This is a genomic window from Halarchaeum rubridurum, assembly GCF_014647115.1.
In the GTDB taxonomy this organism is placed as follows: domain Archaea; phylum Halobacteriota; class Halobacteria; order Halobacteriales; family Halobacteriaceae; genus Halarchaeum; species Halarchaeum rubridurum.
Genome location: NZ_BMOO01000003.1, coordinates 237,519 through 252,619, shown reverse-complemented (window position 1 = coordinate 252,619; position 15,101 = coordinate 237,519). Strand labels below are relative to the sequence as shown.

Genomic DNA, 15,101 nt, shown 5'->3' with positions numbered 1-15,101 from the left:
TACCCCTGCCTACTCGACGGCTGGCGCCGCCCCCTCAAGGCAGGTGCTTCCCGATTCTACGACGCGACGTGCAGACACTGAAGTAGCGTCCACAGCGGTCGCAGTCTCCACGGGCGTACCTTCGGAGTGAACCACCCCTAGCTTCCGCAATCCACGCGAGAAGACGTTCAACGACGCGTTCCAATCCCGATCCAACGCGAATCCACAACTCGGACACGCGTGTGTCCGCATCCACAGCGGTTTGTCCGTTTTCACACCACACCGAGCGCACGCCTTCGTCGTGTCCCTCACTGCAACCTCAACGACGTGACAACCGTTCTTGTCACCGTGGTGCTTTAATACTGTAATGAAGTCGCGCCATCCCACCTCCGCCTTGTTCCGCGCGTTCCCCTTCCGTTCAAGCATTTCCTTGATGTTCAAGTCCTCGACGAAGACGGCGTCGTAGGCGGTCGTGTAGAAGTGTGCGAGTTTGTGCTTGAAATCCATCTTCCGATTCGACATCCGCGCGTGAACCCCTGCGAGACGCTCGCGTTGTGCCTCCCAGTTCTTCGATCCTCGTTGTTTGCGTGAAAGCGAGCGTTGCTCGCGCTCCAACCGCTCACGATCCTCCGTGAGGTCGAGACGGCTGACAGCGCGACCATCAGAGTCATGGACGAAGTTGAGGACGCCGAGGTCAAGCCCCACGCAATCCGCCACGTCGATGTCTTCGACGGCCAGTTTCGGGGGCATGTCCGTCTCGATAGTGAAGGAGACGTACCACGCACCGGTCGGCTCTTTTTTCAGCGTGACTTCTTTGATCGCGTCGTGGTCGGGGAGCGAGCGATGGAGACGGATCGGGATGTCGTGGGTGTCGCCGTGGAGTTTCTTGAGTCGAAGGGTTCCACGGTTGGCTGGGCCACTCTTCTCGTCGAGTTCGAAGCCCGATTGCCGGTAGGTGAAACTCCGATACTCGCTAGGTGATTTCCACCGTAATGACCCCACGTCGTAACCTGTATCGCGGAGTTTGCCGAGGTTCTGGATGTTGGTGCGGATGCGTTCGACCACCTTCTGGAGGACGGTCGAATACACCTTGGCGAGGTCACTCCACCACTCTTTGAGGGAGGGAAGGGTGTCGCGGATTTCCCAGACGCGCTGGCGAACCGTGCCTTTCTCCTCCGGGATGCGATTGTATTCGTGGAGGGCGTGGTTGTAGAGTTGCCGCGTGGTGTCTCGTGTCCAGTCCATCGCCTCGCGTTGCTCCGTGGTCGGGAGCAAGCGGTAGCGTGGACTGTACTTCATCGCATAGTCGGATACTCCTGCGTGGATTGTAAATATGCGGGTAGAGAGCCTGTTTGCTGGGTTGATCGAATGATTGATCCCGCTGTTCGTGGTTCGAAAACCGTAGATTTTCGGCATCACGAAAGAGCTTCGGCCTTTCGAACGACTCTCTGAGAACCGGAGCTTCCCAGCCTATACCGCAGACACTAACACTTATCCATAACCGCGGGTAATTACGGCCATGTACCTCCCGACGCCCCAGGACCTCCGGGAACGCCGGAACGCCCTCGGGTTGACCCAGAGCGAGCTCGCGGAGCGCGCCGGGGTGTCCCAGCCGCTCATCGCGCGCATCGAGGGGGGCGACGTCGACCCGCGGCTCTCCACGCTTCGTCACATCGTCGAGGCGCTCGACGAGGCCGCGGGCGACGTCGTCCGCGGGCGCGACCTGATGCACGAGTCCGTCGTGAGCGTCGCGCCGAGCGACCGCGTCCACGACGCCGTCGAGCGGATGCAGGAGGCCGGCTACTCCCAGCTCCCCGTCATCGCCGACGGCGTCCCCGTCGGGTCGATCAGCGAGGGCGACGTCGTCCACGCGGGCGGGGACGTCGGCGACGACCCCGTGCGCGCGGTGATGAGCGAGTCGTTCCCCACCGTCTCCCCCGACGCGACCCTGGAGGAGATTTCGAGCCTCCTCGACCACTACACGGCCGTCATCGTCACCCAGGACGGCGACACCGTCGGGATAATCACGCAGGCCGACGTCGCCGCCCAAATCAGCTGAGGCGACGCGAGCGATATCGCGCGCCTACGCGCGCGTGTACGAGGCTTTTATACGACCCCGGAGTGTAGGTCGAACAACGACCATGTCTGATTCAGGCGAGTACGGCGCGGGGCAGATACAGGTGCTCGAAGGCTTGGAGGCCGTTCGGAAGCGCCCGGCGATGTACATCGGGTCGACCGACGCGCGGGGGCTCCACCACCTCGTCTACGAGGTCGTCGACAACTCCATCGACGAGGCACTCGCGGGCCACTGCGACGAGATCACCGTCACCCTCCACGAGGACGGGTCGGTGAGCGTCGAGGACGACGGACGGGGTATCCCCGTCGACACCCACGCGGAGTACGACCGGCCGGCCGTCGAGGTCATCCTGACCGTCCTCCACGCCGGCGGGAAGTTCGACAACAAGTCCTACCAGGTCTCGGGCGGGCTCCACGGCGTCGGTGTCTCCGTCGTCAACGCCCTCTCCGAGAAGCTCGCCGTCGTCGTTGATCGCGAGGGCGGACGGTTCCGCGAGCGCTTCGAGCGCGGCGAACCCGCGAGCGACTTAGAGCGTGTCGGCGACGCGGAGGGGACGGGGACGCTCATCCGCTTCACGCCCGACGCGGACATCTTCGAGACGACCGAGTTCACCTACGAGACCCTGGAGAGTCGGCTGCGGGAGCTCGCCTTCCTCAACAGCGGCGTCACCATCACGCTGCGCGACGAGCGCGCCGAGGAGGAGCGCGAGACGTCCTTCCACTACGAGGGCGGCATCCGCGAGTTCGTGCGCTACCTCAACGAGTCCCGGACGCCGCTCCACGAGGACGTCATCTACCTCACGGGCCAGGAGGAGGACGTACAGGTCGAGATCGCCATGCAGGCGACGGACGACCTCCAGTCCTCGACGCACGCCTTCGCCAACAACATCAACACCCGCGAGGGCGGCACGCACCTCACGGGGTTCAAGACGGCGCTGACGCGCACCGTCAACGACTACGCGAACGACCACGGTCTGCTCGGCGACCTCGACGGCGAGAACCTCACGGGCGAGGACATCCGCGAGGGGCTGACCGCCGTCGTCTCCATCAAACACCCCGACCCGCAGTTCGAGGGGCAGACGAAGACGAAGCTCGGGAACTCCGAGGTGCGCGGTATCGTCGAGTCCACCGTCCACGAGGGGCTGGGCACCTACTTCGAGGAGCACCCGGACACCGCCGAGGCCGTGATCGACAAGGCCGTCGAGGCCGCGAAGGCCCGGAAGGCCGCACAGAAGGCGGAGGAGCTGACGCGCCGGAAGAACGCCCTGGAGTCGGGGTCGCTCCCCGGGAAACTCGCGGACTGTCAGAGCCGCGATCCCGAAGTGTCAGAATTATTTATTGTGGAAGGCGACAGCGCCGGCGGGAGCGCGAAGCAGGCCCGCGACCGGGAGTTCCAGGCCGTCCTCCCCATCAAGGGGAAGATTCTGAACGTCGAGAAACACCGTCTCGACCGCGTGCTGGAGAACGACGAGATTCGCGCGCTCATCACCGCCGCGGGCACCGGTATCGGCGAGGAGTTCGACATCGACGACCTGCGCTACGACAAGGTCATCCTCGCCACGGACGCCGACGTCGACGGCGCGCACATCCGGACGCTCCTCCTCACGTTCTTCTACCGACACATGCGCCCCCTCCTGGAGGGGGGGCACGTCTACGCGATTCAGCCGCCGCTCTACCGCATCCGGTATCGCGGCGAGACGTACGACGTGATGACGGAGGCCGAACGCGACCGCGTCGTCGAGGAGGTCTGCGACGGCAACCCGACGCAGGTCCAGCGCTTCAAGGGGCTCGGCGAGATGAACCCCGAGCAGCTCTGGGAGACGTCGATAAATCCGGAGAACAGAGTCCTGAAGCAGTTCTCCGTGGAGGACGCTGCGGAGGCCGACCGGATGTTCTCCGTGCTGATGGGTGACGCCGTCGAGCCGCGCAAGCAGTTCATCCAGGACCACGCGACGGACGCGGAGTGGGTGGACATATGAGCTCGGACGCACCCGACGCCCCCGACGCCGTCGCCGACCGCATCGAGAACGTCCGCGTCGAGGACGAGATGGAGCAGTCGTACATCGACTACGCGATGAGCGTCATCGCAGGGCGCGCGCTCCCGGACGTCCGGGACGGCCTGAAGCCCGTCCACCGGCGCATCCTCTACGCGATGCACGAGGCGGGCGTCACGAGCGGGTCGGCCCACCGCAAGAGTTCGTCCATCGTCGGCGAGACGATGGGTGACTACCACCCGCACGGCGACTCGGCCATCTACGACACGCTCGTCCGGATGGCCCAGCCGTTCTCGATGCGCGAACCGCTCGTGGACGGCCAGGGGAACTTCGGGAGCGTCGACGGCGACCCGGCGGCCGCGATGCGCTACACGGAGGCCCGGATGGCCCCCATCGCGGAGGAGCTGCTCGCGGACATCGACATGGACACCGTGGACTTCGAGTCGAACTACGACGGCCGCCTCGAGGAGCCCGCGGTGTTGCCGTCCGCCTTCCCGAACCTCCTCGTAAACGGGAGTTCGGGTATCGCGGTCGGCATGTCCACGAACGTCCCGCCGCACAACCTCGGTGAGGTCATCGACGCGACGATACACCTCATCGAGAACCCCGAGTGCTCGATTCCGGACCTGATGGAGCACCTGCCCGCACCGGACTTCCCGACGGGCGCGAACATCGTCGGCCGGAGCGCCATCCGGAAGGCCTACCACACGGGCCGGGGTCGCCTGCGGGTCCGCGCCGAGTACCACGTCGAGGAGGGCGAGCGCGGTGACAGCATCGTCATCACCGAACTCCCCTATCAGCAGAACAAGTCGCGTCTCGTCGAGCGCATCGCCGAGGACGTCAACGACGGGACGCTCGAAGGCGTGCGCGACCTCCGGGACGAGTCCGACCGCGACGGCATCCGCGTCGTCGTCGAGTTGAAGTCGAACGCGAACACGGACATCGTCGAGAACCACCTGCTCGAATCCCACCTCGAACGGACGTTCGGCGTCATCAACCTCGCGCTCGTCGACGGCCAACCCGAGGTGCTCTCGCTCAAGGAGACCCTCGAACACTACCTCGATCACCGCAAGGAGGTCGTCCGGCGGCGCTCCGAGTACGAACTCACGGAGGCCGAGGACCGCGCGCACATCCTCGACGGCCGCCTGAAGGCCCTGGAGAACGCGGAGGACGTCGTCGAGACGATTCGCGGCGCGGAGAACCGCGACGACGCGCGCGCCGCCCTCGAAGACGAGTACGGCTTCAGCGGCGAGCAGGCCGCCCACATCGTCCGGATGCAACTCGGGAGCCTCACGTCGATGGAGGCCGCGGAGATCGAGGACGAGTACGCGGAGGTCACCGCGCGCATCGAGCGCCTGGAGGAGATACTCGGCGACGAGGACGAACTCCTCGGCGTCATCGAGGACGAGCTCCGCGAGATCAAAGACGAGTACGCGAACGAACGCCGGACGCGCGTCGTCGAGGAGGCCGGCGAGGTCACGGACGAGGACCTCATCCCCGAGGAGCGCGTCGTCGTCACGCTCTCCGAGGGCGACTACATCAAGCGCACGCCCGTCGAGACGTTCAGCACCCAACACCGCGGCGGGAAGGGCGTCATCGGCGCGGACCTGAAGGAGGGTGATCGCGTCTCGACGGTGTTCACCGCCTCGACGCACGATTACCTCCTCTGCTTCACGAACCAGGGGCAGGTCTACCGGCTCAAGGTTTATCAGGTCCCGGAGATGTCCCGCACCGCGCGGGGCACGTCGGCCGTGAACGTCGTCGACCTCGACGACGGCGAGGAGATAACCGCCGTCGTCACCGCGGACGACCTCGACTTCGAGGCCGACGAGGAGTACCTCACGATGGCGACCCGCGACGGCTACGTGAAGCGTACCGCCGTCTCCGAGTTCGCCAACATCCGCTCGACCGGCATCCGCGCCGTCCGCCTCGAACACGGCGACGAGCTCGTCGACGTCGAGGTGACGGACGGCGAGAGCGACGTCGTCGTCAGCACCGAGGAGGGGATGGCGATTCGCTTCGACGAGACCGAGGCCCGCCCGATGGGACGCTCCGCCCGCGGCGTCCGCGGCGTGAAACTCGAAGGCGGGGACCGCGTCTCGGGCGTCGCCGCCGCCCGAAGCGACGACGAGCGCGACCTGATGACCGTCACCGAGTACGGCTACGGGAAGCGCACCGCGCTCGCGCAGTACCGACGCCAGTCCCGTAACGGCAAGGGCCTCGTCGACATCAAGACCGGCCAGCGCAACGGCCGCGTGGCGAGCGTCCACGCCGTCGCCGAGGGCGACGAGTTCGTCGCCATGAGCGAGGACGGCCAGATCATGCGCGCCTCCGTCTCCGAGGTCTCGGAGTACGGCCGGAACACGCAGGGCGTCACCGTGATGGACCTCGTCGAGCACGACCGGCTCGCCGCCGTCGACGTCTTCACGCCGGACGACGCCGACGACGAGGCGACCGACGGGGCGGACGAGTAGGCAGACGAGTAGGCGAGCGCGCCGCGCTCCCCCCTCCGTCCTTCTACGCGCTCCCGTAGACGAACAGCTCCGCGGCCGTGCGCACGAGGCTCGCGGCGAATATCGCCACACCGACTCCCGCGGCGACCAGCATGACGCCGACACCGGCGGGCGCGGGCGTCGACTCTGCGAGGAGCGTCGGCAGGAGCGCGGCGACGAGGAGGACCCCGCCGACGCCGATGACGGCCTCGACGGCGCGGAGGACGACGTAGCCGACGCGCCCGGAGAGCTGTGCCGCGAGCGACGCGTCCGCGCGGAGCGCGCGAACGAGCGAGACGAGCGTCTCCGCGGTCACGACGAGGACGAGCGCGCCCGCGACGACCGGCGTCAGGACGAGCGCGAGCAACTGCCCGTCGAGGAGACCGGGCCCGCTGAGCACGCGGACGAACCCGAGGGCGAGCAGGACGAGCGAGACGACGATGCCGGCGAACTTCGCGGCTTGGAGGGGCTTGCTCCGGACGGCCGCCGGGAGCAGGTCGCGGCGCATGGCGTCCGCGACGAGTTCGTCGCGCGCCATCAAGGTTCGGGTGGGAGAGAGGGCGTTAGAGCGTGCGTTTGCCGAGCGCGCTCGCGGCGAGCTCGGCCGCTATCTCCGCGGTCCGGTTCGACTCGTCGAGGATGGGGTTGACCTCGACGAGCTCCATCGAGCGGAGGACGCCCTCGTCGGCGTCGCGCTCGGCGACGGCCTCTAAGGCCCAGTGCGCCTCTCGATACGTGGCCCCGCCCCGGACGGGCGTCCCGACGCCGGGCGCTTCGTTCGGGTCGAGCCAGTCGAGGTCGAAGCTGACGTGGATGCCGTCGACGCCCGCGCACGCGACGTCGAGGGCGTCCTCGACGACGTCGCTGATTCCGCGCTCGTCGATGTCGGACATCGTGAACGCGGTGACGTCGCTCTCGTTGATCGCGCGGCGCTCGTCGGCGTCGATGTCGCGGAGGCCGACGTACGCGACGTTCTCCTCGCGGAGGCCGGGCGCGTTGGCCCACGGGAGGTCCGCGAACGAGCCCTTTCCGAGCGCGGCCGCGACGGGCATCCCGTGGACGTTGCCGGAGGGACTCGTCTCCGGGGTGTTGAAGTCGCCGTGGGCGTCGAACCAGATCGCGCCGACCTCGGCGTCGCGCGCCGAGCCGGCGAGCGAGCCGATGGCGATGCTGTGGTCGCCGCCGAGGACGAGGGGGAACGCGCCCTCGGAGAGCGCGCCCGCGACGGCGTCCGCGAGCGACTGCGAGACCTCGCGGGTCTCGCGCAGGAACTTCGCGCGGCCCGCGGTGGGCTGCTCGCGGTCGGGGTCGCGTTCCTCCGCGCGCGGTACCGCGAGGTCGCCGACGTCCGTGACGGTCGCGCCGGCGGCCTCGATGCCCGCCGCGAGGTCCGCGTACCGGATGGCGGACGGTCCCATGTCGACGCCGCGGCGGTTCGCGCCGTAGTCGGAGGGCGCACCGATGATACGCACGTCTCGCGTTCGCGTCATGGACGAACGGAGACGCGGCCGCGGCTAAAAGGCGACGGGCGCCGACGCCACGTGTCCGAGTGCCGACTCGGCCACCGGCACACGAGGAGCGGCGTCGAGTGAAGGACCGCGTCTTAGCGTCCTGTTCGGCGGTTCTCGGCGCGTGTCAGTCGTCCGCGGACGGAACGGTAGTCGGGGGTTTTATGCGCGCGCCAGCCGTATCTCCGGCAATGTCATCAATCGAACTTACGCCGAGTCAGAAGACCATTTTGCGGGCGCTCGTGGACCTCTACACCCAACAGGACGGGGCGGTGAAGGGCGAGGACATCGCGGAGGAGGTCGACCGGAACCCGGGGACGATCCGCAACCAGATGCAGAGCCTGAAGGCCCTCCAGCTCGTCGAGGGCGTCCCCGGCCCGAAGGGCGGCTACAAGCCGACGTCGAACGCCTACACGGCGCTCGACGTCCAGGAGCTCGACTCGGCCGCCGAGGTCCCCGTGTACCACAACGGCGAGGCACACGAGGACGCGAACGTCCAGGAGATAAGCCTCACGAGCGTTCATCACCCCGACCTCTGTCGCGCCGAGATTCACCTGCGCGGGAGCGTCCGGGACTTCCACGAGGGCGACGACGTCACCGTCGGCCCGACGCCGCTCTCGAAGCTCGTCGTCGAGGGAACGGTCGACGGGAAGGACGACACGGGCAACGTCCTGATACTGAAAATCGACCGGATGGAGGCCCCCGCGGAACCCCCCGAACACTAGTCTGACTCGGCGTCCCTCGATTTCGACCCTTCTCTCTCGCCGCAATCCAAAGGCTTTGTATCCCCGGCCGGCGCACCGTACCGGTATGGCAACACGAGTCGTCGTTCTCGGTGCCGGCTACGCGGGTGCCGGGGCGATACATTCGCTCCAGAAGCACCTCCCGGAGCGAGTCGAACTCACGTGGGTGGCGGAGAACGACTACCACTTCGTCCTCCACGAGTCCCACCGCATCATCCGCGACGCGGGCGTGCAGGACAAGCTCACCATCCCCGTCGGCGAAATCGCCGACCCCGAGACGGAGTTCGTCGAGGGCGAGGTCGTCGACGTGGACGTCGACGAGCGCGTCGTCCACCTCGCGGACGACTCCACCGTCGACTACGACTACGTCCTCGTCGCCATCGGCTCGGAGACCGCGACGTACGGTATCGAGGGGATGGACGAGCACCCGCTCACGCTCAAGAGCCGCGCGGACGCCCTGGAGATTCACGAGCAGGTCCGCGAGGCCGCCCGCGACGCGACGCGCGACGACCCCGCACAGGTCGTCATCGGCGGTGCCGGCCTCTCCGGCATCCAGTCCGCGGGCGAGGTCGCGGAGTTCCGCGACAAGAACCACGCCCCCATCGACGTGACGCTCGTCGAGGCGCTCCCGGAGATTTTCCCGCCGGGCAACGCGGAGGTCCAGGGCGCGCTGCGCCACCGCCTCGAAGGCCGCGACATCGACATCCTCACGGACGACCCGATCACGGCCGCGACGGCCGACCACATCGAGTTCGACGAGCGCGACGACCTCGACTACGACGTCTTCCTCTGGACGGGCGGCGTCACCGGCCCGACGGAGCTCGGCGACGTCGACCTGGAGAAGGAGCACAACCGCCTGAAGGCCGGCTCGAACCTCCGCACGGAGGACGAGCGGGTCTTCGCCATCGGCGACAACTCCCTCGTCGACCAGGGCGAGAACCCCGCGCCGCCGACCGCGCAGGCCGCGTGGCAGGCCGCGGACGTCGTCGGTGAGAACATCGCCGCCGCCATCGAGGGCCACCCCCTCAAACGCTGGACCTACGAGGACCAGGGGACGCTCATCAGCATCGGCGAGACCGCCGTCGCCCACCAGGTGTCGTTCAACGGCTTCGACAGCCCCATCGAGACGTTCGGCGGCCCCGCCGCGAAGAACCTGAAGAAGGCCGCCGCGGCCCGCTGGATCAACAAGATAACCGGCCCGAAGCGCGTCGTCGACGCCTGGAGCGTCCTGTAACGCGTCTCGACGCCTCTCCGGGAGGGCGGCAGTGGCACCCCGTATCGCGTGCCGCTTCCGATAGCTGAAAACCCCGCCCGGTCGTAGCGACGCAACGTGTCACGGAACCGGATCGCCGTCCTCTTCGCGTACGTCGCGCTCGCGTGGGGCGGCTCCTTCGTCGCCATCAAGATCGGTCTGAACGCCCTCCCGGACGCCCCCGTCTTCTTCGCCGCCCTCCGTCTCCTCCTCGCCGGCGTCGTCGCCGTCCCCGCCGCGGCGCTCCTCGTCGGTGACGGTGACCGGTGGGTCCCGCGTTCGCGCAGCGACTTCGTCGTCGTCGGCTTCGGCGCGCTGTTCATCACGGGCGGTGCGAACGCGTTGCTCTTCGCCGGCCAGCAGTACGTCACAAGCAGCGTCAGCTCCGTCCTCTTCAGCCTCAACCCCGTCATCGCCACCGCGCTCGCGGCGGTCGTCGTCCCCGAGGACGATCTCTCGCTCACGCAGGCCGTCGGCGTCGTCCTCGGCATCCTCGGCGTCGTCGTCATCGCGCACCCCGACCCGAGCCAGTTCGGCGGCGCGCACACGCTCGGCGAGGTGCTCCTGCTCGGTGCGGCCGTCTGCGTCGCCGTCGGGAGCGTCGGCAGCCAGCGCTTCCCGGCCGACATCGACACGATTGCCAGCACGTCGTGGGCGCTCCTCTGTGGCGGGATACTCCTCGCCGTCACGGCGTGGGCGCTCGGCGAACCACTCAGCCTCGCGGCCGCCGGCACGACCTTCTACTGGTCGCTCGCCTATCTGGCAATCGCCGCGACCGCAATCGCGTACGTCGCGTACTTCACGCTGATAGCGGAAATCGGCGCGGCCCGGACGACGCTCGTCTCCTACTTCGTCCCGATAGTCACCGCGGTCGTGAGCGTCCTCTTCCTCGACGAACCGCTGACGCTCCCGCTCGTCGCCGGGTTCGCGCTCATCGTCTGTGGGTTCCTCCTCGCCAACCGCCGCGTCGTCGCCCGGCTGCTCGCGTAGTCGCGCTCAATCGAGGTTCGCGGCGGTAATGGTGTCCGGGAGCAGCGTGCCGAGGTCGTGGCGCTCGACGCCGTCGCCGGTGTCGCAGTAGACCGGGAGGTCGTCGTCGCAGAACTCGACGAGGGTCTGCCGACACATCCCGCAGGGCGTCACGCCGTCGCGCGCACCCGAGGTGACGGCGAGCGCGTCGAAGTCCGCGTGGCCGTGCTTCACGGCGTCCGCGAGCGCGACCTCCTCCGCGTGCAAGCTGTTCGAGTAGTTCGCGTTCTCGACGTTACAGCCGACGTACACCGTCCCGTCCGCCGTCCGTATCGCGGCCCCGACCGGATACTCCGAGTAGGGGACGTGGGCGTTCTCGCAGGCGTCGCGGGCGGCGTCGAGGAGCGCGTCGACGGACATGACGAGTACACGCTCGTCCGGCACCGACAAAAGCGTCGCGCGACGACCGCGCCCCGGTCACGTGGTTTCCGTGGTCTCCCGAATCGCGTCCGCGACGACCGCGCGGACGTCGTCGACGAGCGCGTCCACGTCCTCGCTCTCCGCGTAGACCCGGACGTACGGCTCGGTGCCAGAGGGACGGACGAGCGTCCACGCGTCGTCCGGGAAGGTGAGACGGACGCCGTACTCCGTCGAGACGGCCGCGTCGGGGAACGCTTCGGGGAGCGTCGTTTCGAGCGCGGCCATCACCGCTTCCTTCGCGTCGTCCGGGCACTCGACGGAGACCTTCCGGTACGGCCGCTCTGTCACGGGCGCGCGGAGGGCGTCGAGCCCGCCGGCGTCGGCGACGAGGCGCGCGAAGACCGCCGCGGAGGCGACGCCGTCTATCCACCCGCCGAACGCTGTGTGTATGTGCTTCCACGGTTCGGCCGCGAAGACGACGTCGCCGTCGGCCCCGCGGGCGGCCGCGATGCCCTCGTGGAGCGCGCCGAGGCGGACGCGCTCGGTCCGCCCGCCGGCCGCGCGGACGCGCTCGTCGATGCGCCCGGAGGCGTTCGGCGTCGTCACGACCACGGGGTCGGCGGCGTCGCTCGCGCGCGTGTAGTGTTCGGCGAGCACCGCGAGGACGGTGTCCTCGTGGACGACCTCGCCCGCGCCGTCGACGACGACGATTCGGTCCGCGTCGCCGTCGTGCGCGAGGCCGAGGTCGGCGTCGCCGTCCGCGACGAACGCCCGGAGGTCGCGCACCGTCTCGGGCGTCGGCTTGCTCGGTCGCCCGGGGAAGTGCCCGTCGACGGCCGCGTTCAGCGCCGTGACGTCCGCGCCGAGCGCGCCCAGGACCTGCGGGACGGCGCGCGCCGCCATCCCGTTGCCACAGTCGCAGACGACCGCGAGGCCGTCGAGGGGCGCGCCGTGCCCGCGGGCGTAGTCGGCGACGGCGTCCCGGTAGTCCGCGAGGGCGTCGACGCGCTCGCGTTCGCCCCACGCGTCCCACGCGACGGGGCCCTCGTCGGCCGCGACGCACGCCTCGATTTCGGCTTCGGCGTCGTCGCCGTACTCGACGCCGTCCGCGAAGAGCTTGATACCGTTGTCCGCCGGGGGGTTGTGCGAGGCGGTGAGCATGACGCCGTGGCGGCCGCGCGAGGCCCACGCGAGCGCGGGCGTCGGCACCTGCCCGAGGAGCCGGACGTCCGCGCCGGCGGATTCGAGGCCGGCGACCGCCGCGGCTTCGAGGGCGTCGCCCGTCTCGCGGCCGTCGCGGCCGACGACGAACGCGTCGGTCTCGGTTTCGAGAGCGGCCGCGCGACCGACGGCGAGGGCGAGTTCCGGCGTCACACGGTCGCGCGCGCTCCCACGGATGCCCGCGGTGCCGAAGAGGTCCATGCCGGGTGGTGACGGCGCCGGGGAGAAAGAACTACGGTTACAGCTCGACGCCGCCGGGGATGAGGCTGCGGCTGCGCAGGAGGTCGCCGTCCTCGCTGTAGACGAGGAAGGTCTCCTTCTCGTAGGTGCGCACGGGCTCGCCGTCGACGGCGATGACGACGCGATAGCCGCCCGCGTCCGCGTCGGCCTCGGAGCGTTCGCCGTAGGTGCGCGCGGCCCGGACGAACCGGAGGACGTCGTCGGCGTCCTCGTCGAGTTCGAGGAGGAGGCCGCCCGTGACGCGGTCCGTGACGGCGACGACGCCCGTCGTCGCGGGGTCGTCGGGGTCGCCCTGCAGGCGGAGCGTCACGTCGGTCTCGTCGGCGCTGAGCGCCTGCTCCTCCGTGCCGGTGAGGCGTTCGTCGAGGTCGGTTCGTGAGCCGTCGAAGTCGATGGTGACCGTCGGCCGTCGCGGGTCGCCGCCCGTCTCCACCCACTCCACGTCGCTGACGTCGAGCGTGAAATCCTCGCGCCGCATCTGAGTACGTCCTGCGGTACGGTGTCCCACGACTTGAACGTGACGCCGCGAGTCCCCGTGCGGACAGCTTTTTACCTGCCGGCGGTGTGGTTGTCCGGTAGAGTCCCGATGTCCAGCCACCCCCCAGACTCGGTCTCGGGCCGCGTCGAGCGCCTGCGGTGGCGTCTCGCCCGGACGGTCGAGATGCTCCGCGGCTCGACGGTGCCCGCCGAGGACTATCGGCCGGCGGAACACGGTCCGCTCGTCACCTTCGACGGCCTCGAAGGGTACGATGAGGTGGACCGCTACTGGGTCAACGCCCCCTACGCGTTCGTCTGGGTCGGGTACGACGACGAGGCGAACGAACACCGCTACCACGTCGTCGAACCCGACCTCGACGACGTCGAGCGCGACCTCCTCTCGAACCTCTTCGCGGACGTCCGCGACACGCTCGTCTACGACGCCGAGTACGACCCCGAGGAGGCCGAGGCCGTCCTCCGCGACCGGACCCGGTCGCTCCTCGAGGAGTACGGCGCGGACGTCACCCCCGAGACCTTCCACCGGCTCTTCTACTACCTCCACCGGGCCTTCGAGGGGTACGAACAGCTCGACCCGGTGATGCACGACGACCACGTCGAGGACATCTCCTGCGACGGCTACGAGATACCGCTGTTCGTCTACCACGACCGCTACACGGACATCGAGACGAACATCTCCTACAAGCGCGAGGAGCTCGACAACTTCGTCGTGCGCCTCGCCCAGCAGTCCGGGCGCCACATCAGCGTCGGGGACCCCGTGACGGAGACGACGCTCCCGGACGGCTCGCGCGCCGAACTCGCACTCGGCGAGGAGGTCACGCCCCGGGGGTCGGCGTTCACCATCCGCCAGTACTCCGAGGAGCCGTTCACGCCCGCGACGCTCGTCGACTACGAGACGTTCGACCTCGACCAGATGGCGTACCTCTGGCTCGCCATCGAGTCCAACAAGAGCCTCCTCTTCGCGGGCGGTACCGCCTCCGGGAAGACGACGTCGATGAACGCCGTCTCGATGTTCGTCCCGCCGCGCTCGAAGGTCCTCACCATCGAGGACACCCGCGAGCTCACCCTCTACCACGACAACTGGCTCTCCTCCGTGACGCGCGAGAGCCTCGGGGAGAGTTCGGACATCACGATGTACGACCTCCTGCGCTCGGCGCTGCGCCACCGCCCCGAGTACATCATCGTCGGCGAGGTGCGCGGCGAGGAGGCGATGACGCTGTTCCAGGCGATGAACACCGGGCACACGACGTACTCGACGATGCACGCCGACAGCGTCCAGACCGCGATCAACAGACTCGAGAACGACCCCATCAACGTCCCGCGGGCGATGATACAGAGCCTCGACATCCTCTGCGTCCAGACGCTCACGTACGTCGGCGACGAGCGCGTCCGTCGCAACCGCGTCATCGCCGAAATCGAGGGAATCGACCAGCGGACCGGCGACCTCGACTACTCGACGGCGTTCGAGTGGGACCCCGGGAGCGACCGCTTCATCCAGCAGGACAGCGCCGTCCTCGACGAGATTCGCGACGACCGCGGGTGGGGGCGCTCCGAACTCCTGCGCGAACTCCGCAACCGCAAACGCGTCCTGCGCTACCTCGTCGAGCGCGACGTCACGGACTACCGGGAGTTCACCGCGCTCGTCAACGAGTACTACGCGGACCCCGAAGCCGTCGTCGAACGCGTCGATAGACACCTCGACGGAGCGTAAG

The 15,101-nt window shown here is 68.5% G+C and carries 13 protein-coding genes; 7 read left to right on the top strand and 6 right to left on the bottom strand.

Annotation, left to right across the window (positions count from 1 at the left end):
- Positions 1-9: 9 nt before the first annotated feature.
- A complete protein-coding gene (locus IEX84_RS07520; protein ID WP_188871471.1) occupies positions 10-1,278 on the bottom strand; it encodes an RNA-guided endonuclease InsQ/TnpB family protein in 1,269 nt (422 codons plus the stop codon).
- A gap of 220 nt (positions 1,279-1,498) precedes the next feature.
- On the opposite strand from IEX84_RS07520, the gene IEX84_RS07515 reads away from it, so the two are divergent.
- From IEX84_RS07515 to gyrA, 3 genes are all read left to right on the top strand, one after another.
- On the top strand, positions 1,499-2,038 hold the full coding sequence (locus IEX84_RS07515; protein WP_188871469.1) for a CBS domain-containing protein: 540 nt from the start codon (positions 1,499-1,501) through the stop codon (positions 2,036-2,038).
- Positions 2,039-2,120: 82 nt separating this feature from the next.
- Positions 2,121-4,034, top strand: a complete 1,914-nt coding sequence (gene gyrB, locus IEX84_RS07510) for a DNA topoisomerase (ATP-hydrolyzing) subunit B (RefSeq protein ID WP_188871460.1) — start codon at positions 2,121-2,123, stop codon at positions 4,032-4,034.
- Positions 4,031-6,523, top strand: coding sequence for a DNA gyrase subunit A (gene gyrA / locus IEX84_RS07505; protein ID WP_188871458.1), 2,493 nt, complete (start codon positions 4,031-4,033; stop codon positions 6,521-6,523). Before gyrB ends, gyrA begins: the two co-directional genes overlap by 4 nt.
- A 43-nt stretch (positions 6,524-6,566) precedes the next feature.
- Here gyrA and IEX84_RS07500 read toward each other — a convergent pair whose 3' ends face one another.
- Positions 6,567-7,079, bottom strand: a complete 513-nt coding sequence (locus tag IEX84_RS07500) for a hypothetical protein (RefSeq protein ID WP_188871456.1) — start codon at positions 7,077-7,079, stop codon at positions 6,567-6,569.
- A gap of 25 nt (positions 7,080-7,104) precedes the next feature.
- Entirely contained in the window at positions 7,105-8,031 is a 927-nt protein-coding gene (rocF, locus tag IEX84_RS07495) for an arginase (RefSeq protein WP_188871454.1), read from the bottom strand.
- A gap of 209 nt (positions 8,032-8,240) precedes the next feature.
- Between rocF and IEX84_RS07490 the strand changes: the two genes are divergently transcribed.
- From IEX84_RS07490 to IEX84_RS07480, 3 genes are all read left to right on the top strand, one after another.
- On the top strand, positions 8,241-8,774 hold the full coding sequence (locus tag IEX84_RS07490; RefSeq protein ID WP_188871452.1) for an Rrf2 family transcriptional regulator: 534 nt from the start codon (positions 8,241-8,243) through the stop codon (positions 8,772-8,774).
- 85 nt (positions 8,775-8,859) lie between these two features.
- Positions 8,860-10,026 carry an NAD(P)/FAD-dependent oxidoreductase gene (locus IEX84_RS07485; RefSeq protein WP_188871450.1) on the top strand — a complete coding sequence of 389 codons (1,167 nt, stop codon included), beginning with the start codon at positions 8,860-8,862 and terminating at the stop codon, positions 10,024-10,026.
- A gap of 96 nt (positions 10,027-10,122) precedes the next feature.
- The gene (locus IEX84_RS07480) at positions 10,123-11,034 is read left to right on the top strand and encodes a DMT family transporter (RefSeq protein ID WP_188871448.1); all 912 of its coding nucleotides are present in this window, start codon (positions 10,123-10,125) and stop codon (positions 11,032-11,034) included.
- Positions 11,035-11,040: 6 nt separating this feature from the next.
- On the opposite strand, the gene cdd is transcribed toward IEX84_RS07480, so the two are convergent.
- The 3 genes from cdd to IEX84_RS07465 are packed head-to-tail and all read right to left on the bottom strand — an operon-like array spanning position 11,041 to position 13,372.
- A complete protein-coding gene (gene cdd / locus IEX84_RS07475; protein WP_188871446.1) occupies positions 11,041-11,433 on the bottom strand; it encodes a cytidine deaminase in 393 nt (130 codons plus the stop codon).
- Between the two features lie 57 nt (positions 11,434-11,490).
- Positions 11,491-12,855 (bottom strand): phosphohexomutase domain-containing protein, encoded by a 1,365-nt coding sequence (locus IEX84_RS07470; RefSeq protein ID WP_188871444.1) that lies wholly within the window; start codon positions 12,853-12,855, stop codon positions 11,491-11,493.
- Between the two features lie 37 nt (positions 12,856-12,892).
- Positions 12,893-13,372, bottom strand: coding sequence for a DUF5793 family protein (locus tag IEX84_RS07465; protein WP_188871442.1), 480 nt, complete (start codon positions 13,370-13,372; stop codon positions 12,893-12,895).
- 108 nt (positions 13,373-13,480) lie between these two features.
- Between IEX84_RS07465 and IEX84_RS07460 the strand changes: the two genes are divergently transcribed.
- Entirely contained in the window at positions 13,481-15,100 is a 1,620-nt protein-coding gene (locus IEX84_RS07460) for a type II/IV secretion system ATPase subunit (protein WP_188871440.1), read from the top strand.
- Position 15,101: the final 1 nt, after the last annotated feature.